The sequence below is a fragment of the Flavobacterium sp. OHVDL-2026-0007 genome, assembly GCF_059882335.1.
The window spans coordinates 1554952-1574102 of record NZ_CM187612.1 but is presented as its reverse complement, the minus strand read 5'-3'; the positions used below and the strand labels follow the sequence as shown (position 1 = coordinate 1574102).

Below are 19151 nucleotides of genomic sequence, written 5' to 3'. Positions count from 1 at the left end.
TGGTAGATCATCTCGTTATTAAAGAAACAGTAGCATATGAAAATCGGACTTTTTATACCGTGTTATGTCGACCAGTTTTATCCCAAAGTAGCTATTGCCACTTATGAGCTTTTACAAAAATTAGGTTGTGAGGTTGAGTTTCCAATGGGACAAACCTGTTGCGGACAACCTATGGCAAACAGTGGATACCAACATTTAACCAAAGGTTGTGATGCTAATTTTATAGCCAATTTCACGGGATTCGATTATATTGTTTGTCCCTCTGGAAGTTGTGTTTTGCATGTAAAAGAACATTTGCATGACCAAAAACAAGAAGAAGTGGCAGCGGTAATGCGAACCAAGGTATTCGAACTGACCGAATTCATTACCGATATTCTTAGAATAGATGCTATAGAAGGGAATTTTCCCTTTAGAGTAGGAATGCATATAAGCTGTCACGGTCAACGCGGATTAAAGCTTTCGCAGATGACAGAATTGAACGCCACTTTTTTCTCTAAGCCAGAACAATTACTACATAAAATAAAAGGTTTAGATCTGGTCTCTTTAGCACGAAAAGATGAATGTTGTGGTTTTGGTGGTACATTTTGTGTGACTGAAGGAGCGGTTTCTGTGAAAATGGGACAAGACCGAATAAAAGATCACGAAGACCATCAAGTGGACTATATTACTGGTGGAGATATGTCGTGTTTAATGCATTTAGAAGGAATTCTGAAAAGACAAAAAAGCAAGGTTAAAACCATTCATATAGCCGAAATATTAAATTCACTCGGAAATTAAAAGAGCATGTTTTCAAAAAAAACACTAGAACATAGCCAGGCTGCTGCACATTTTAACAAAGATGTAGAACGAGTCAATTGGCACGATGAAACGCTTTGGTTTGTTCGGGAAAAACGGGATAAAGCAGCGCATCAAATCGACGATTGGGAATTACTTCGCCAAACGGCTTCTGAAATTAAAAATAATGTGTTGTCTAATATGCATGATTATTTGATTGAATTTGAAGCCAATGCACAGAAAAACGGTATTAAAGTACATTGGGCAGCCGATGCAAAAGAACATAATGCAATAGTGCATTCGATCTTGAAAAAACAGGATGTAAAGCAAATGGTGAAATCAAAATCAATGCTTACAGAAGAATGTCATTTGAATGATTATTTAGCCGAAAAAGGGATAGAAGTTATCGATTCTGATTTAGGAGAATATATTGTTCAACTCCGTAAAGAAGCACCAAGTCATATTGTTTTACCGGCAATCCATCTTAAAAAGGAAGATGTAAGTGAAACTTTTCACGAACATTTGGGAACTGAAAAAGGAAATATGGATCCTCAATATTTGACAGAATCAGCTCGTTTCAGTCTGAGAAATACATTTTTGACCAGAAAAGTTGCTTTAACAGGGGTTAACTTTGCTATTGCCCAAACGGGTGAAATAGTAGTTTGTACCAATGAAGGAAATGCTGATATGGGGGCACATTTAGCCGATGTCCACATTGCTTGTATGGGATTTGAAAAGTTAATTCCTCAGCGCAAACATCTAGGTGTTTTTCTGAGATTATTAGCCAGAAGCGCAACGGGACAACCGATCACTACTTTTTCAAGTCACTTTAAGAAACCAAGAGAGGGGAAAGAAATGCATATCGTCATTGTTGACAATGGCAGAAGCACACAATTAGGAAGAGAGGATTTTAGAAATTCTTTAAAATGTATTCGCTGCGGAGCATGTATGAATACTTGTCCGGTTTATAGACGAAGTGGAGGACATAGTTATCACAATGCCGTTGCAGGACCAATTGGAGCAATTCTAGCACCCAATTTAGACATGAGTCAAAACGCTGATCTTCCATTCGCTAGTACATTATGTGGCTCTTGTACCCATGTTTGTCCGGTAAAAATTGACATCCACGATCAACTGTACAAATGGCGTCAGGTTTTGGTCAAAGAAGGCCATACAGCAACAGCTAAGACAGTAGCGATGAAAACCATGGCAAAAGTACTAGCCAATCCTATGATTTTTAATTTAGCGGGTATATCAGGAAGATTTGTAATGAAAAAAGTACCGGGAATGGTTAATAATAAGTTCAACAAGTGGTACGACGGACGTGAAATGCCTGCTGTTCCTGAAGAATCTTTTAGAGAATGGTACAAGAAGAATGCAAGAGAATCAAAAGCAAAAGACCATGAGTAGTAAAGCGGATATTCTAAAGAAAATAAAACAAAATCAACCTGCTTTAGTTACAGATTTACCAGACTTAAATGTTTTGGGGTCAGAGCAATTTGATGTATTTGAGACGTATAAAACCGTACTAAAAAATATTGGTGGCAATGCCGTAGAAGTGGCTAATTACGATGCCATTATAGCGTACATAAAAGCCAATTATTCGCTTGAAAAGCGGTTGATAACTACAGTTTCCGAACTTTCTGAGATTGCGACTTTAGATTGGACAAGCGATGATCCACATTCACTACAAAATGTAGAATTAACCATTGTAAAAGCGCATTTTGGTGTTGCTGAGAATAGTGCGCTTTGGGTGACTGATGATTTGTTAGGGCAACGTGTGTCGCCTTTTATTGCCCAATATTTAGCTATTATCGTGAACAAAAAAGATATAGTACCAACCATGCAACAGGCCTATGAGAGAATCGGTAATCAGGAATATGGTTTTGGAACTTTTATCGCTGGACCGTCTAAAACGGCTGATATTGAACAATCCTTGGTTTTAGGAGCACATGGAGCTAGAGGGTTAATCGTTTTTCTATTGGAATAATTTTTTAAGTCAAAGAAAGTAATAGTTTGATAAAGAACCCAAGACGCAAAGACATTGAAAAACTTTGCGTCTGTTGCTCTTTTGAGTTTATTTTTGAAGTGATTTTTTAATTCCCATTTCAAGTCCACGCAGTTCAGCCAGACCTCTTAAACGTCCAATTGCCGAATATCCAGGATTTGTCTTTTTATTCAAGTCGTCCAACATTTGATGTCCATGATCAGGTCGCATAGGTAACTGACTATTGTTTCTCTTTTCCACTTCAATAATAGCCTTTACCACTTCGTACATATCCACATCACCTTCAAGATGATTGGCCTCATAAAAACTTCCTTCTTCATCTCTTTGCGTGCTTCTTAGGTGAATAAAGTTCATTTTATCTCCATGACGTCGTATCATTCCCGATAAATCATTATCAGCCCTTACGCCGTATGAACCGGTGCACATGGTAAAGCCGTTCGAATTTGATTCAGCAGCAGCCATTAGGTCGATTAAATCTTCTTCGGTGCTTACTACTCTAGGTAATCCTAAAATTGGGTAGGGTGGATCGTCTGGGTGAATGGCCATTAGGACACCGTTGCGCTCAGCGATTGGTATAATTTCTTTTAAAAAGAAAAATAAATTTTCCTTCAAGGCTTTCCTGTCAATATGATTGTAACTGCTTAACGTAACTAAGAAGTCCTCAACAGAGTAGGCCTCTTCCGCTCCAGGAAGTCCAGCTAGTATGTTTTGTTGTAATTTTACTTTGTCGGCAGGGGTCATCGCTTCAAAGTATTTCGTGGCTTTTTGAATCTGTTCTTGTGAATATTCCTTTTCTGCTCCGGGTCTTTTTAAAATAAACAATTCAAAAGCTGCAAAAGCATTAATATCAAAACGCAATGCCTTTGATCCATCGGCCGTTTCATAAGCTAGATCCGTTCTTGACCAATCCAAAACAGGCATGAAATTATAACAAATAGATTTTATGCCACATAAAGCTAAATTTCGAATGCTTATTTTATAATTTTCAATGTATTGAAGATAATTTCCAGTTTGTTTTTTAATGTCTTCATGAACTGGAATACTTTCGACAACGGACCATGTCAAACCAGAAGATCCTTTTTTTGCATCACCATTTTCGTGTTCAATTTCAATTTTTCGTTTGATAATTTCTTCAATTTCCCAAATTTGTCCGTTTGGAATATGATGTAATGCCGTTACGATTCCAGTAGCTCCAGTTTGTTTGATATCTTGTAAAGAAACGGGATCGTTTGGTCCGAACCATCTTAATGTTTGTTCCATTATGATTTGTTTTTAGTGATGATAATTAAATACTTGTCGCGGCAAATCCTCCGTCAACTTTTAGGATTGTACCAGTGACAAATTTGGACATGTCACTGCATAAAAACAGGAGTGCTCCATCAATATCCTGTGGTGTTCCAAATCTTCCCATTGGGGTATGTTCGATAATTTTCTCGCCTCTGGGAGTGAGGTTTCCTTCTGGAGTTAGCAATAAGGCACGGTTTTGTTCTCCGATAAAAAATCCTGGTGAAATGGCATTTACACGAATACCTTCGCCATATTTAGAAGCCAGTTCTACAGACATCCACTGCGTGAAGTTATCTATTGCTGCTTTAGAAGCGGAGTAACCTACAACTCTGGTCAAGGGTCTTTGTGCTGATGCTGATGAAATATTGATGATGATTCCTGCTTTTTGTTTGGCAAAAAGCGCTGAGAATACTTGAGAAGGCAACATCGTTCCAATAATATTAAGATCGACTACTTTTTGTAAATCTTCAACTTGTAAATCGTAAATGGCCTGATCTGGTTGTATTGTAGCTCCTGGCATGTTTCCGCCCGCAGCGTTGATAAGAATATCAAGACGCCCGTATTTTTCTACTATAAAATCTCTGGCTTTTTCTAATTCTTCTTTGTTTAAAACATTCGCCTCAATGGCAAAAGCTTTTCCGCCGTTGCTTTCTATTGCGGCTACAGTTTTGTTGGCTTTTTCTATTGATTGTGAAACGATTCCTGTAATAACGCCTTGTTTTGCCAATACGTTCGCAAAATTGCTTCCTAATACACCTGCACCGCCGGTGATTAATGCAATTTTTCCTTTTAGATTAAATATTGAATCCATACTAATTTTAATGATTTATAATGATTTTTTGAGACATAGAAACCGTGCTGTAGATCTTAAATGAGGTTTTTTATGCGCTAAATAATAGTGTATTTATTAATTGTTTCTTTTTTTATTGGGGGTATGATTTTCCATATTTTCTTGGGGGTCCTTTTCGATGGTATCGGAATCTTCTTTGTCCAAACATTTTTAACTGTAAAACGGTGGCCTAGGCTTTATAAAATCAGAGCCCTTTACCAGTTAAGAGTATGACTTTTTTAAACAGTTAGACTTGTTTATGTGCGCGTACACGGATCATACAAATATATATAAAAACTAAGGAATTCAATTTAAATTCATTAAAAATTATCGCAATTAATGCATTGTTTAGCAGGTTGATGAGCAAGTAATCTTCACAAGTAGTTCGTGAATATAGTGGGGACTTTTGTGGGAAATGACTAATGGGAATTTTTCGAGTAGTAAAAGGATAAAATGATGTTAATTTTTGCGCTGCAAAACCATTTGTTGACCATCACCAGTAGCGTCTTATTTTTTATAAAAGCTTCAAAAAATGTTACAAAATTTTAAAGTAGGAGTGTTTTTGTGGATTCAGATGAAATATAGCTTAATTATAAATATTTACGATTACTTTTGTTAATGTAGTTTTTACATTTATTATTCTCATGGGACTGCAACGATATAAATAAGGAGTAATTACGAATAAAAAATATATAGAAAATGAAATTTATTGTATGTGAAAAACCACAGGAGTTTGCCTTAAAAGAAAAAGAAATACCCGAACCAAAAGAGGGAGAGGTATTACTAAAGATCAAAAGAATTGGGATTTGCGGTACTGATATTCATGCTTTTGGAGGAACCCAACCTTATTTTGAATATCCGAGAATTTTAGGTCATGAATTGGCTGCTGAATATGTGAAAGGAAATGCAAAAGGTTTTGCCCCTGGAGATAAAGTAACTTTTATTCCCTATTTCAATTGTGGAAAATGTGTGGCTTGTCGAAACGGTTTGACAAATTGTTGTGTCAACATCAAGGTCTTTGGAGTTCATATTGATGGCGGAATGGCTGAATATGTGGTTATTCCTGAGCAATATTTAGTACACGGTCAAGGATTGGATTATGATCAGTTGGCTTTGGTTGAACCACTGGCCATTGCTGCCCATGGAGTAAGAAGAGCTGCAGTTGGTCCCAATGATACTGTTCTGGTAATGGGAGCAGGACCAATTGGTATTGGATTAATTCAGTTTGCTAAAATTGCAGGCGCTAAAGTGATCGTGATGGACATCAACGAGTACCGGTTAGGTTTTTGTAAAAAGGAACTCAATGCTGATGCAACAATAAATCCGTTAACGGAAAATGTGGCAGCAAAACTGGAAGAAATCACTGGGGGAGATATGGCTAATGTGGTTATTGATGCCACAGGGAACAGAAATGTGATGAATGATGCTTTTCAGTATATTTCGCATGGGGGAAGATTTGTTTTGGTTGGACTTCAAAAAGGGGAATTGGCGTTTAGTCATCCAGATTTCCATAAAAGAGAATCTACTTTAATGAGCAGCAGAAATGCCACTATTGCGGATTTTGAATACGTGATGGAATGTCTTAAAAACGGAAAAATTGATCCCAAAAAATACATTACACACAGAACAAGTTTTTCAACTATGATTGACGATTTTGGAAAATTGATTGATCCTAAAAATAACGTAATCAAAGCCTTAATTGAAATCGAATAGCGGTATGGTTGAAGTAAAAATAACGAGCTACTGATGAACCTCAAATAATCACCCAGAATGGATTTAAATTTAAAAAATAAAGTAATTGTCGTGTCGGGTTCGGCAGGTAAAGAAGGAAGTATTGGTGAAACCATCATCAAAAGATTGGCAGAGGAAGGCGCAATTCCGGTTCTAGTGGATAGAAATGATAGGGGCTTTGGCTATGCCGATGCGCTTCAGAAAAGAGAAATAGATTCCTTATTCGTTAAAACGGATGTAACCGATCCTATTGAAATGGAAGAAGCTGTCAAGAAGATTGCTGCAAAATACGGAAAAATTGACGCTGTGATTAACAATGTAGGAGTAAACGATGGTGCGGGTTTGGAGGCCAGCTATGAGGAATTTATGAATTCGTTGAAACTCAATGTGGTCAGTTATTTTTTATTGACTAAATACGCGCTTCCCTATCTCAAAGAATCAAAAGGGAATATTTTGAATATTGGTTCTAAAGTCGCCCTAACAGGACAAGGAGGAACCTCGGGTTATGCCGCTGCCAAAGGTGGCGTTTTAGGACTTACCAGAGAATGGGCAGTTGATTTAATTCAATTTGGAATCCGTTCCAATGCAATTATCATTGCGGAAAGCTTTACCCCTGCTTATGATGATTGGTTGAAAACACTTCCGGATGGTGAGGTTGTTTTACAGAAAATCAACAAAAGTATTCCGTTGGAAAGCCGAATGACTAAAACAGTGGAAATTGCCGACGCAGCACTTTTTGTTATTTCTGATCGTTCTTCCCACACCACTGGACAATTTGTTTTTGTGGACGGTGGTTATGTGCATTTGGATCGTGCATTAATTAGTGATGTAAATTAATAAAGTGATCCAAAACTGTAGGGATGCAAATTGCAGGTATCGGTTTTAACGCAATCCTGTCATTTCTCGAAATACAGACTATTGAAAATAAAAAACAGGCTGTTCCTTTTTCGATAGCCTGTTTTTTGTTTTCATAAAAGTTTAAAACTTCACAGCGCCTTTAGGAACAGTTTGTCCCAAAGTTGTTTTGGAAGCAACATCTAAAGTAGCGGAAGAGACAAATTCAATATTCTGACAAGCTTCACCATTAACCGAAATCGCTTTTGGAGATGTCGAGTTGAATTCTATATTTTTAAGTGTCATATTTTTAGTATTGTAAATTTCAAAAACAGTTCTTTCTTCTATATTGAGTTTTGCATTGGTAATTCTGATTCCGTTTGCATCAATAATAGAAAAGCCTTTTTTGGCAGTAGCAATCAAATTAGAAATCTCGATGTTTTCCAAATTCATTTCTGGCAAACCTTGTAAAAATACCGCTTGCTGAGCGCCTTTTATGGTAACGTTTTTGATGGAAATATTTTTGAATTGAGGTGTCTCTTCATTAACGGGAACTGCTTTTGTGCTTATTGTATTTCCGCCTTCGGCCAAGGTTTCTGCAATAGATTTTCCTCCATAATACAAATCAAAAGAAATGGCTTGTGATGGAATATCGGTCATGAAAATATCTGAGATAAAGATGTTTTGGACAACTCCACCGCGTCCTCGTGTACTTTTAAAACGTAAACCAACATCAGTACCTATAAAAGTGCAATTGGATACATGAAGGTTTTTTACGCCGCCTGACATTTCACTTCCAACCGTTACACCGCCGTGTCCGTGATAGACGATGTTGTTTTTTACGATAATGTTTTCACAAGGAATTCCACGATCTCGACCATCTTTGTCTTTTCCTGATTTGATACAAATCGCGTCGTCACCTACATCAAAACTTGAATTTTCAATGATTACATTTTTACATGACTCCACGTCAAGACCATCACCGTTTTGAGAAAACCAAGGATTACGAACCGTTATATTGCGTACAATTAAATCCTCAATCATAAAAGGATGAATATTCCAAGCTGGTGAATTTTGAAATACAGGACCATCAAATAATACTCTTTTACTATTTTGAATACTCACCAATACGGGACGAAGAAAATCACGTATGGCTTCGTAATCTTCTTTTGTTTTTAAGTCAGGACGAACATTTTGATCTGCTCCTTCATAGCCTTTTAAATACTGTATAGAGGGATACCAACTGTCTTTCTTAGCGTTTAAAACACCTCCAGAAGCCACGAGATTTTTCCATTGTTCCTCCGTTAGTTTACTCTTTTTAACGAGTCTCCAAGCTTCGCCAGAACCATCCCAAACGCCATTTCCGGTAAAAGCAACATTGACTAGATTTTTTCCATAAATAGGAGAGATACAACGCCATGTATTTAAACCTTCAAAATTGGTTTCGATAATGGGGTATAGATTCTTATCAGTGGAGAATTTGATTAAGGCTCCTGTTTGTGCATGTAGTTCGATATTGCTTTTTAAAATAATCGGACCGCTAAGCCAAACACCAGGAGGGATAATTACTTTTCCGCCTCCTTTTTTGGAAACGGCTTCGATAGCATCAGCGAAAGCTTTAGTATTCAAAACAGTACCTCCATTTACCGCACCGAAGTCTATTATGTTGACCGTGTTTTTTGGAATTACAGGTTCCTTGACTTTAGCCATTTTAAATTCAATGTTTTGATAAGTGTCATATGACTTTGACTTTTGCGCAAAACTGTTGGACAAGCAAGAGCTTATGATAATAAATAAAGTTAGGGGGAAAAGGATGATGGGTTTAGTTTTCATAGGGTTAGCATTTTATTTGAAATTTACTGAATCGGGGATTGTGCGTTTACTGGATCTATTTTTAGGATCATTCTTTTTATGAATATGAAAAAAATAGGTTTGATAAAAAACAAGTAAACTAAAATGTAATCGATTGCACGAATCTATGAAAAAAATATTAATAAAAAATAACTCATTTGGTCATTTGCCACAAAAGAAAGTTAAAAGTGATGAATTTGTTTGCTCAGATTCATTTGAATGATGCAGGAGGGTACAGGATACTTATGTTTTTTTGTTCTGCTAAATTGTGCCATATATTTATTATTAGTGTTAAAAAAACTTCAGATGTGCTTATTTTTTCGCTTTAAAATAGAGCACTGGCAATTTTAATAACCAAAAGAAACTAAAACTTAAAACTAATGCGATTAAACACCTTTACTAAAATACTACTAGGCCTTTTTATCATTTGTTCGATGGTTTCAGCCACTGCAGCCGAAATCTGGGTATCTCCAAGGGGAAAGGATATCAATATTGGCTCAAAATCAAGTCCGTTGGCTACTGTACAGATGGCGATGAGAAAAGCAAGAGAATTACGTCGACTAAAAGATGCATCCATCAAAGACGGTATTCGTATCATAGTAATGGACGGGACGTATTATTTAAATGAGCCTTTATTTGTTAGACCAGAAGATTCTGGAACTGCCCAAAGCCCAACAACCATTGAAGCGGAAACGAATTCTAGACCCATCATAAGTGGTGGTGTAGAAATCAAAAACTGGAAAAAAGCATTGACCATAAATGGTATTAAAAAGGCTAATGTGTGGGTGGCCGATGCGCCAAAAAATGCTGGGGAAATCATCAATTACAGACAATTGTGGGTGAATGATAAAAAAGCGGTGAGAGCAAAAAGCACTGCGGGAAATACAATGGATCGTATTTTATCATGGGACAAAGAGACTGAAACTTGTTGGATTCCATTCAAAGATAAGTCAATCAAATTTGAGCCGGGAATGGAAATGTTTATTGTACAATGGTGGTCGATTGCTAATCTGCGAATCAAAAATATCGAAATTAAAAAAGACAGTGCTCGACTTTCGTTTGAGCAACCTGAAAGCCGTATTCAGAGTGAACATCCTTGGCCTGCGCCATGGATTTCAAAGAACAATGGAAATTCAGCTTTTTATTTAAATAACGGAATTTCAATGCTGAATGAACCTGGAGAATGGTTTTTAGATAAGAAAAGCGCTAAAATCTATTATATTCCAAGAGCTGGAGAAGATATGAATACGGCCAAAGTAACAGTACCAGTTTTAGAAAATTTAGTACAAGTAAAGGGAACAATTGATGCACCTGTTCATCATTTTAGATTCAAGGGAATTTCATTTCAGTACAGCAATTGGCTTCGTCCTTCACAGCAAGGCCACGTGCCGTTGCAGTCAGGTTTGTATTTACTAGATGCTTATAAATTAAAAATTCCGGGAACCCCAAATCAGGCAAGTTTAGAAAATCAGGCTTGGGTGGGGAAACCTCGTGCAGCCGTGGAGGTAAATTATGCACATGATAATCAGTTCGAATCCTGTCGTTTTGAACATTTAGCTTCAACAGGATTGGATTTAAATAAAGGAACAAATCACAATAGTATTAAAGGAAATTTATTCAAAGACATCGGTGGGAGCGCTATCAATGTGGGTGTTTTTTCAGAAGAAGCTTTTGAAGCGCATTTACCCCTAAATGTAAAAGATGAACGAGAAATTTGTTCGGATGAATTAATTGCGGATAATTTAATTACCAATGTAACCAATGAAGATTGGGGAACACTGGGAATCAGTGCGGGATTTGTTCGTAACCTAACGATAGAACATAACGAAATTTCAGATGTATCGTATTCAGGAATTGCGATGGGTTGGGGTTGGACGCACACTTCAAATGTGATGAAAAACAATAGCATACGAGCCAATAAAATTCATCATTATGCCAAACATTTACATGATGTTGCTGGAATTTACACGCTTTCTTCACAACCCAATAGTAGAATCGAGGAAAATTACATTGATAAAGTGTACAATAGTCCCTATGCACATGATCCATTTTTGTGGCTGTATTTGTATACAGATGAAGGGAGTCAAGGTTTTACAATCAAAAATAACTGGATTGCCACCGAGAAAATTCTAAAAAACAATAATGGACCCGAAGGAAATATTTGGCAGGATAACAATCCGTATGTAAGTACCAAAATTAAAGAGGCAGCAGGAATTAGGGCACCCTATACGGATTTGACTAAGGAGGTTGTTATTGATGAAGCTTGGGGGTTACAGGAATTGCCAAAACCAGTTGCAATAGAATTAATAGGTACTGATTTTGATATCGAAAAAATAAAATCAAGGATAAAAGGTTTCAGGATTGTAGGCGAATCGTTATACCAATGGAAAAATCATTTGGTGATTTATGGAAAAATGAATCAACCCGAGAGAACCAAACAAAAACTGGCCTTGGCTTTTCCGGAGCTTCAAATTAAAATCTATGAGAATCCCCTTTATGATTTTCAGAATTTTGAGAGATGTAAAGATTCAAAACCGGCAGCAGAATGGGAAAATATTGTTTTGACGGCCAATTTAGTGGCTGATCCAAAATTGGAAAAGGAATATGTAGACTATCATAAAACGCAGTTCGAGAAGTGGCCGGAGATTGCCAAAGGATTCTGCAATGCTGATTTTCAACAGCTACAGGTTTTTAAAAATGAAAAACAACTCATGCTGATTATAAGTATTCCAAAAGGAGAAAGTCTGGATAAACTGAATTTGAAAACCACAGAAAACAATCCACGTGTAGACCAGTGGAATGCTTTAATGAAAAAATACCAAACCGGAATCGAAGGGGCAAAACCGGATGAAACTTGGATATTTCTAAATAAAGTAAATTAAAAATAAGGGACCATAGAATAGTAAAACCTTTAAAATCGGTTGATCTGTGGTCCTAAAAATTATAAACCAAAAACCAAATGTTGAAAATAGCCATTTTAGGACTCGGAGAGGGTCGAAGTACAATGTCGGCAGCTTTAAGAAGTGCAAAAGTAGAGCTCGTAAAAGTATGCGATAGAAATGAAGATTTGTGTAAACAGAGAGCAAAAGAGTTCGATTTTCATTCCTATACAACCAATTACGATGATCTATTGCAAGATGCGTCGATTGATATAATTGCCATATATACCCCTGACCATTTGCATGCTGAGCATGTGAAGCAAGCTTTATTACACGGAAAACATGTAGTTTGTACGAAACCTTTTATCGATGATCTTTCTGATGCTGCTGCCTTATTAGCACTAAGTAAAAAGACAGGAAAGAAGGTTTTTATAGGTCAAAGTTCCCGATTCTTTGAACCGGCGAAACGACAACGAAAAGATTATGAGGAAGGTTTAATAGGGGAGTTAATTACTATTGAAGCACATTACCACGCGGATCACAGATGGTTCTTAGAAAAAGAATGGTCGTTATTGCAATCGTTTAAATGGCTCTATGGAGGTTTAAGTCATCCTGTGGATTTTATCAGATGGTATTTACCAAATATAGAAGAAGTAATGGGATACGGAATGATCAGCAGTAACGGAAGTGCTGCTGGATTAAAAAATGAAGATACCATGCATTTTATCTTTAAAGCTACCGATGGAAGAATCGCTAGAGTAAGCGGTGTGTATACTTCGCCAACGCAACCTGCACAGCGGGATAGTGGAATGAGTACAATTTTAAGAGCAACAGAAGGGGCGAGCCAGTCGGACTATCATGAATTGAGATATGCGGTAACATCCAAAGATGGAGAAGAAAAAATAATTACATGGGGAGATTCGACTTTGAAACATTATTTCCGTTTTGAAGGACAAAGCCACCATGCAGGAGAATATCAAAATTATCTGGAATATTTTGCCGATAGTATTGAGCAGGATTTTGTGGCTTATCCCGATATGGAAGAAGGCATTGGAACTGTGGCTTTATTACAAGCAATGGATAAAACTTTAAAAACCGGGATGCCAGTAAAAATAGCTGATGTTCTTAACGAATATGGACTATGAACAACAGCATTTACGATAAGTTAACCACCTTAGATTTTATAATTGTTGGTGTTTATTTGGCCGCTTTATTGATTATTGGATACGTGGTAAGTGTGAAACAAAGCAAGAAAGATGAAACACTTTTTATGGCAGGAAATTCACTTAGATGGTATAGCATCGGTTTTAATATGTGGGGAACAAATGTGGGACCTTCATCGTTATTGGCCTTTGCCAGTATAGGTTATGCCACTGGAATTGTAGCAGGGAATTTTGAGTGGTATGCTTTTGTTTTTTTATTGTTATTGGCGATGGTTTTTGCTCCGCGTTATCTCGCAAGCAAAGTAAGTACAATGCCAGAATATATGGGAAAACGGTATGGGGATAGTACTCAGAATATTTTGGCTTGGTACGCTTTAGTCAAAATATTGGTAAGTTGGTTGTCTTTAGGTTTGTTTAGTGGAGGTGTTTTAGTACGCCAGATTTTAGGAATTCCCATGTGGCAAAGTGTGACGGTTTTGGTGATTTTTTCAGGAATTTTCACTTTTGCAGGAGGATTAAAAGCGATCGCTAAAGTGAATGTCTTTCAGATGATTTTGTTAATCGTTGTTTCGCTAACGCTATCCTATTTAGGTTTGCAAAAACTTGGAGGGATTGATGTTTTAATTGCCAAAACACCGGCTAATTTCTGGAATTTAGTACAGCCTGCAGACGACCCACATTATCCATGGCCGGCTATTTTGTTAGGCTATCCGGTGGCTGCTGTGGCTTTCTTTTGTACAGATCAATCGATGGTACAGAGTGTTTTGGGAGCTAAAAATTTAGAGCAAGGTCAACTTGGTGTGAACTTCATCGGATGGCTAAAAGTAATGGCTTTACCCTTGTTTATTTTGCCTGGAATTCTTTGTTACGCCTTATACCCTGAATTAGGCAAAAACTCTGATTTGGCTTATATGACTATGGTTACCAACTTATTTCCAAGCGGAATGAATGGTTTGGTCATTTGTGTGATGATTGCCGTTCTAGTAGGAACTATTGGTTCGTCTTTGAATGCATTAAGTACCGTTTTTACAAATGATATTTATGTCAAAAAAATCAATCCGACGGCAACCATTAAAGAGCAGATTAAAATGGGTAGGATTACCATTGCAGCAGGATGTTTGTTTGCAATTCTAATTGCGGTGGCTATTGATAATATAAAAGGGCAAAATTTATTTAATATTTTTCAAGCCGTTTTAGGATTTTTAGCGCCTTCATTATCTGTTGTGTTTCTATTGAGTATTTTTTGGAAACGTACGACAAAGAAAGCTGTAAATGCGACACTTTCATGGGGTTCAGGCTTTAGTTTGTTTGTAGGAGTACTGTATCTATGGATTTTCCCTGCAGATGTTTATACTATTTGGCCGCACTTTTTGCTAATTTCATTTTACATTTTTGCAGTTTTACTAGTGTCAGCCATTATTATTTCATTGGTAGATAGAAGCCCAGAAACCAATTTTGTGAGTGAGACAGATGTCCCTAAAACCAGTAGACGAGTAAAGTTATTATTTGGATTATTGGGAATAACCATCTTGGCCTTATATCTAATTTTTAATGGAAATTAAAGTGTAGCGAAATAATTTTAAAAAATTTATAGATGTTTTTTTAATGCTTCAAGTTTCTTGAGGCATTTTTTATTTTGCAAAATCTTCTAAAAAATTCGGAGTAAATATGGAAGAGAACATCAGCGAGAATTCGATCTGACTTAAATTAAGGGATTTGATAATTTAAGAAAAAAGTAGATAGATTAGAATGAAATAAGTATAAATATGGGAGTTAAATTAGGGTAGCTATAAAAATAAAGTTAAAAGCTTTTATTGAAAACAGGACAGTACAGGTTGTGAAATGTAAAAGGAACACTTATCTTTAGTGCAAAATATATTTATATGCAAAGCCGATTTTCAATTTTTAGATTTTTGTTTATTTGTGTGGTCTTATATCCTTCTGTTTTTTTGTTTGCGCAAGAGAAACCCAAAGAAGCTACATGGATCTGGTATCCAGGTGATTTCGAAATTAACTTAGCCAATCAAATGCAAAATAGGAGAACTGAGAGAGGTTCGTTCTTCCCTGTTTTTTGGAAAACGGATAGTCATTACAACTTGATTGATTTTCATAAAGTATTTGACTTAAAAGCGCCTGAAGAAGTCAGCATTGCTGTTGAGGGGACCTACAACATAAAAATTGACGGTAAAGCTTTTCAAGGGTTTCCTAAAAAGATTACTATGCCTGCAGGTAAACATAAGCTAAGTCTTAAAGTGTATAATCAGGCTTCCGTTCCGTCGATTTTCATTGATGGAAAAACGGTAAAATCGGATAATTCATGGTTGGTTACTTTTGAAGATAAAGAATGGATAGACGAAACGGGAAAAGCCTCTGATCAATCTGGAACAACCTGGCTTCAGGCAGGTTCATGGAATCTAAATCAGGCTAATTTAGTACCCTCTAAATTCGCATTACCCGTTAAGAAAATGGAACCGCTAAGTAACGTTAAAATAGGGGCTGAAACACTTTATGATTTCGGAAAAGAGACTTTTGGTTTTATCAAATTAAATGAAGTTCTAGGAAAAGGCAGTGTTGCTATTTATTACGGAGAATCTAAAGAAGAAGCACTTTCTAAAGATCATTGTGAAACTTTAGATCATATTGAAATCGATTTCAGTTCTAAGAAAGATACGATCATGGAGCTATCAAAAGCTTTTCGATATGTTTTGGTAGTTCCGTCCTCGGATGTGACTATTGGTTCGGTAAATATGCTGTTCGAATACGCAGACTTAAAAGACAAAGGAAGTTTTACATGTTCTGACAATCAGATCAATGAAATTTATGACGTTGCCAAATATACTTTCCATCTTACTACAAGAGAATTTTTTATTGATGGAATAAAAAGAGACCGTTGGATTTGGTCAGGCGATGCTTACCAAAGTTATTTGATGAATTACTACTTAACAAATGATTCACCGACTGTTGAAAGAACGATTTTAGCGCTTCGTGGCAAAGATCCTGTTACTGCACACATCAATACCATTATGGATTATACGTTTTATTGGTTTCTAGGAATTTATGACTATTACCAATATAGTGGAGACAAGACTTTTATCAAGCAATTTTATCCAAGGATGCAATCTTTAATGGAATATTGTTTAGGGAGAAGAAATGAAAATGGAATGATGCAGGGACTTTCTGGTGACTGGATATTTATTGATTGGGCGGAAGGTTTAAGTAAAAAAGGAGAAGTAAGTTTTGAACAACTGTTATTGGCAAGAAGTTTAGAAGCCATGAGCGTTTGTGCCACAATAGCTGGTGATGACACGGGGTCCACTAAGTACAAGGATTTAGGAGTTCAATTAAAAACGAAGATTTTTGATAAATATTGGAATCCTGAGAAAGGGGCTTTAGTACATAGTTTTGTTGATGGAAAACAAACAGAAAACGTAACACGTTACGCAAATATGTTTGCCATTTTCTTCGATTATTTTAGTGAAGAACAAAAGCAGCAGGTTAAAAAGTCCGTTTTATTAAATGATAAAGTGCAAAAGATTGTAACGCCCTATATGCGTTTTTATGAGTTGGAATCTTTATGTGCGATGGGAGAACAAGATTATGTGCTGAAAGAGATGAAAGCGTATTGGGGCGGTATGCTAAAACTTGGAGCAACGTCGTTTTGGGAAGAATACAATCCGAGCAAAAAAGGAACGGAACATTTGGCAATGTATGGTAGAGAATTTGGAAAAAGCCTTTGTCATGCTTGGGGTGCAAGTCCGATTTATTTGTTAGGGAAATATTATTTGGGTGTAAAACCCTTGCAACCGGGGTATGCCGAGTATGAAATCAAGCCAAATTTAGGAGGTTTACAATGGATGCAAGGAAAAGTACCAACACCAAAAGGTGAAGTTGAATTGTATTGCAGTACAAAAGAAATCAAAGTAAAAGCAGCTGAAGGTGAAGGGAAATTGGTTTTTAAAAGCCAAAGCAAACCTAAAACAAATTCAGGAACAATTAAAGAATTGGCAAAGGATACCTATCAATTGACCATTGAACCAAATGTAGAATATAAAGTAAGTTATAAAGCACTCAAATAATGATTCAAAAAAGTAAACCTATTTATTATCTGTTTTTGCTTTTTGCAACTTTGCAGTTTTCTGCTCAAGGTCAAAAGCCCAATCAGAGCAAAGAATCGAGTTGGAAAGCAGCTTCTTTTGAAGTGCTAAATCCTAAGTATAAAACCTTCAAAACAACAAAATATGCCCATGTTTTTTCTGGGAGTAAACACAATATTGTGCGTGTTGCTCCAGAATTAGAGGGATTAACAGGAATTGAACTTCCATTTGGAAGTTACAAAGAAGGAACCAATGCTCCATTACAATTAAAATTTAAAGAACCAGTTCAGGTTTTGGTGGGGCTATTTCAAGAGGACAATAACCAGGAATACCTTCAGTCCAATGCTCTAGGAAAAGGGAATTTACTTCTTGAAAACGCAGTGACTATTACGGGGTTGTCGCCAGTAAAGGTTTATGCAATCACTTATACCAAAGGAACGCACCTTATTTTACCAAAGGCCAAAGGATTGTTTAGCATTTTAGGGGTACTGAAAAGTAACCAGCAATTGGTAGCAAGAGATGCTAAACTTCCGGACGGTAAGCTTTGGAATCCTACTTTTATAGTAGAAGGGTTTTCAGATGAAAAGCCACTTTTTGAAATTATAGGTGGAGAAAATCAGCCTGTTGTAGATGAAGGAATGCCTGGCACCGAAGGGATTCAAGGTGGTTTTGAAGGAGGTCGCGTGGTCAAAGTTGGGGATACGTATCATATGTTCCCAACCGAAAGAGCCGGTGAAAAAGGAGTGGATTATTATTATGATCGTGTTAAAACCAGAATCGGACATTGGACCAGTAAAGACGCCATTCACTGGAAAAGAGTATCAACAATTTATCAAGCAAGTGGAACTTACGCGCTAACGGAAGATGATAATCCAATGAATGATCGCCGCGGGGCTATTTGGTCGTATATGCCTGTTTTTAATGAAAAGACAAACAAATGGTATGGCTATTACTTAGCCTATACCGTTCACAAAGAAATACAACCCAATCATTCTTTTGGAAGAATCTGGCGTTGTGAGTCCACTGTAGAGGGAATCAACGGAATCGGAGGACCTTATAAGGATATGGGAATTATTATGGAACCTGGCTTAGACTCGGAACCATGGGAAGGACGTCAAGGCGTGGCCTCTTTTTTCCCTTATCAAGTAGGTGATAAATATTTTGGTTTTTACAGTGGAGCTTATCCGTTTAATTCCTGGGCAGATTATCCAAAGAAAAGTGGAAAAGGATGGTTTGTTGCTTTGGCAGAATCTAAAAGTTTAGAAGGTCCATGGACCAGAATAAAAGAGGGCAGTAATCCAATCAAAACCATGCATCCGTTTTTTGTTGAGAATCCAATTGTGAGTCAGCTTCCCAACGGATTATACATGGCAATTTTTGATGGAGGACCAGAAGGATGGGGCCATCATTTACCTAATATGATCGCCTATTCCTTATCAAAAGATGGTAAAAATTGGTCAGAGGCCAGATATCTTCCGATAGAAATAAAAGTCGATAAATGGTGGGATATTATGAGGACACCTTTATGTTTGATTCCTGAAGGAAATGACGTTTATACCATTGTGTACGCCGCTATTGACCTGAAAAAAAGATTCCATCCAATGGGAATGGTAAAAGTTAAATTGAATAAAGAAGTAATGGAATCTCGATGGACAGAATTGAAGTAAATTGATCCCATCTAGATTCAAAGAATGTCTTATA

13 protein-coding genes are annotated in these 19151 nt (G+C 36.8%); 10 read left to right on the top strand and 3 right to left on the bottom strand.

What is annotated here, in order from left to right:
- Positions 1-36 precede the first annotated feature (36 nt).
- Genes AC51AA_RS05960 through AC51AA_RS05950 form a run of 3 tightly spaced genes read left to right on the top strand, consistent with a single transcriptional unit; the run spans position 37 to position 2764 of the window.
- Positions 37-777, top strand: a complete 741-nt coding sequence (locus tag AC51AA_RS05960; protein ID WP_500704817.1) for a (Fe-S)-binding protein — start codon at positions 37-39, stop codon at positions 775-777.
- Positions 778-783: 6 nt separating this feature from the next.
- Complete coding sequence (locus AC51AA_RS05955; protein WP_500704816.1) at positions 784-2184, top strand: lactate utilization protein B; 1401 nt, start codon at positions 784-786, stop codon at positions 2182-2184.
- Positions 2177-2764, top strand: coding sequence for a LutC/YkgG family protein (locus AC51AA_RS05950; RefSeq protein WP_500704815.1), 588 nt, complete (start codon positions 2177-2179; stop codon positions 2762-2764). The genes AC51AA_RS05955 and AC51AA_RS05950 overlap by 8 nt, the downstream gene beginning before the upstream one ends.
- A gap of 87 nt (positions 2765-2851) precedes the next feature.
- Here AC51AA_RS05950 and uxuA read toward each other — a convergent pair whose 3' ends face one another.
- Together uxuA and AC51AA_RS05940 are read right to left on the bottom strand one after the other, a co-directional pair.
- Positions 2852-4042 (bottom strand): mannonate dehydratase, encoded by a 1191-nt coding sequence (gene uxuA / locus AC51AA_RS05945; RefSeq protein WP_500704814.1) that lies wholly within the window; start codon positions 4040-4042, stop codon positions 2852-2854.
- Between the two features lie 25 nt (positions 4043-4067).
- Positions 4068-4880, bottom strand: coding sequence for an SDR family oxidoreductase (locus AC51AA_RS05940; protein WP_500704813.1), 813 nt, complete (start codon positions 4878-4880; stop codon positions 4068-4070).
- 717 nt (positions 4881-5597) lie between these two features.
- On the opposite strand from AC51AA_RS05940, the gene AC51AA_RS05935 reads away from it, so the two are divergent.
- Positions 5598-6611 (top strand): zinc-binding alcohol dehydrogenase family protein, encoded by a 1014-nt coding sequence (locus AC51AA_RS05935; protein ID WP_500704812.1) that lies wholly within the window; start codon positions 5598-5600, stop codon positions 6609-6611.
- A 57-nt stretch (positions 6612-6668) separates the two neighbouring features.
- Positions 6669-7466 carry an SDR family oxidoreductase gene (locus AC51AA_RS05930; RefSeq protein ID WP_500704811.1) on the top strand — a complete coding sequence of 266 codons (798 nt, stop codon included), beginning with the start codon at positions 6669-6671 and terminating at the stop codon, positions 7464-7466.
- Between the two features lie 141 nt (positions 7467-7607).
- On the opposite strand, the gene AC51AA_RS05925 is transcribed toward AC51AA_RS05930, so the two are convergent.
- Positions 7608-9296 carry a glycoside hydrolase family 28 protein gene (locus AC51AA_RS05925; RefSeq protein WP_500704810.1) on the bottom strand — a complete coding sequence of 563 codons (1689 nt, stop codon included), beginning with the start codon at positions 9294-9296 and terminating at the stop codon, positions 7608-7610.
- Positions 9297-9694: 398 nt separating this feature from the next.
- On the opposite strand from AC51AA_RS05925, the gene AC51AA_RS05920 reads away from it, so the two are divergent.
- From AC51AA_RS05920 to AC51AA_RS05900, 5 genes are all read left to right on the top strand, one after another.
- Complete coding sequence (locus AC51AA_RS05920) at positions 9695-12196, top strand: right-handed parallel beta-helix repeat-containing protein (RefSeq protein WP_500704809.1); 2502 nt, start codon at positions 9695-9697, stop codon at positions 12194-12196.
- A gap of 77 nt (positions 12197-12273) precedes the next feature.
- Positions 12274-13338 carry a Gfo/Idh/MocA family protein gene (locus AC51AA_RS05915; protein ID WP_500704808.1) on the top strand — a complete coding sequence of 355 codons (1065 nt, stop codon included), beginning with the start codon at positions 12274-12276 and terminating at the stop codon, positions 13336-13338.
- A complete protein-coding gene (locus tag AC51AA_RS05910) occupies positions 13335-14918 on the top strand; it encodes a sodium:solute symporter (RefSeq protein WP_500704807.1) in 1584 nt (527 codons plus the stop codon). Before AC51AA_RS05915 ends, AC51AA_RS05910 begins: the two co-directional genes overlap by 4 nt.
- 321 nt (positions 14919-15239) lie before the next feature.
- On the top strand, positions 15240-17432 hold the full coding sequence (locus AC51AA_RS05905; RefSeq protein ID WP_500704806.1) for an alpha-L-rhamnosidase-related protein: 2193 nt from the start codon (positions 15240-15242) through the stop codon (positions 17430-17432).
- The gene (locus AC51AA_RS05900) at positions 17432-19117 is read left to right on the top strand and encodes a hypothetical protein (RefSeq protein WP_500704805.1); all 1686 of its coding nucleotides are present in this window, start codon (positions 17432-17434) and stop codon (positions 19115-19117) included. The genes AC51AA_RS05905 and AC51AA_RS05900 overlap by 1 nt, the downstream gene beginning before the upstream one ends.
- Positions 19118-19151 lie beyond the last annotated feature (34 nt).

What these genes read in the sequence shown, in the direction of transcription:
- AC51AA_RS05960 (WP_500704817.1), top strand. Translation starts at nt 37, where the DNA reads ATGAAAATCGGACTTTTTATACCGTGTTATGTCGACCAGTTTTATCCC.
- AC51AA_RS05955 (WP_500704816.1), top strand. Translation starts at nt 784, where the DNA reads ATGTTTTCAAAAAAAACACTAGAACATAGCCAGGCTGCTGCACATTTT.
- AC51AA_RS05950 (WP_500704815.1), top strand. Translation starts at nt 2,177, where the DNA reads ATGAGTAGTAAAGCGGATATTCTAAAGAAAATAAAACAAAATCAACCT.
- uxuA (WP_500704814.1), bottom strand. Translation starts at nt 4,042, where the DNA reads ATGGAACAAACATTAAGATGGTTCGGACCAAACGATCCCGTTTCTTTA.
- AC51AA_RS05940 (WP_500704813.1), bottom strand. Translation starts at nt 4,880, where the DNA reads ATGGATTCAATATTTAATCTAAAAGGAAAAATTGCATTAATCACCGGC.
- AC51AA_RS05935 (WP_500704812.1), top strand. Translation starts at nt 5,598, where the DNA reads ATGAAATTTATTGTATGTGAAAAACCACAGGAGTTTGCCTTAAAAGAA.
- AC51AA_RS05930 (WP_500704811.1), top strand. Translation starts at nt 6,669, where the DNA reads ATGGATTTAAATTTAAAAAATAAAGTAATTGTCGTGTCGGGTTCGGCA.
- AC51AA_RS05925 (WP_500704810.1), bottom strand. Translation starts at nt 9,296, where the DNA reads ATGAAAACTAAACCCATCATCCTTTTCCCCCTAACTTTATTTATTATC.
- AC51AA_RS05920 (WP_500704809.1), top strand. Translation starts at nt 9,695, where the DNA reads ATGCGATTAAACACCTTTACTAAAATACTACTAGGCCTTTTTATCATT.
- AC51AA_RS05915 (WP_500704808.1), top strand. Translation starts at nt 12,274, where the DNA reads ATGTTGAAAATAGCCATTTTAGGACTCGGAGAGGGTCGAAGTACAATG.
- AC51AA_RS05910 (WP_500704807.1), top strand. Translation starts at nt 13,335, where the DNA reads ATGAACAACAGCATTTACGATAAGTTAACCACCTTAGATTTTATAATT.
- AC51AA_RS05905 (WP_500704806.1), top strand. Translation starts at nt 15,240, where the DNA reads ATGCAAAGCCGATTTTCAATTTTTAGATTTTTGTTTATTTGTGTGGTC.
- AC51AA_RS05900 (WP_500704805.1), top strand. Translation starts at nt 17,432, where the DNA reads ATGATTCAAAAAAGTAAACCTATTTATTATCTGTTTTTGCTTTTTGCA.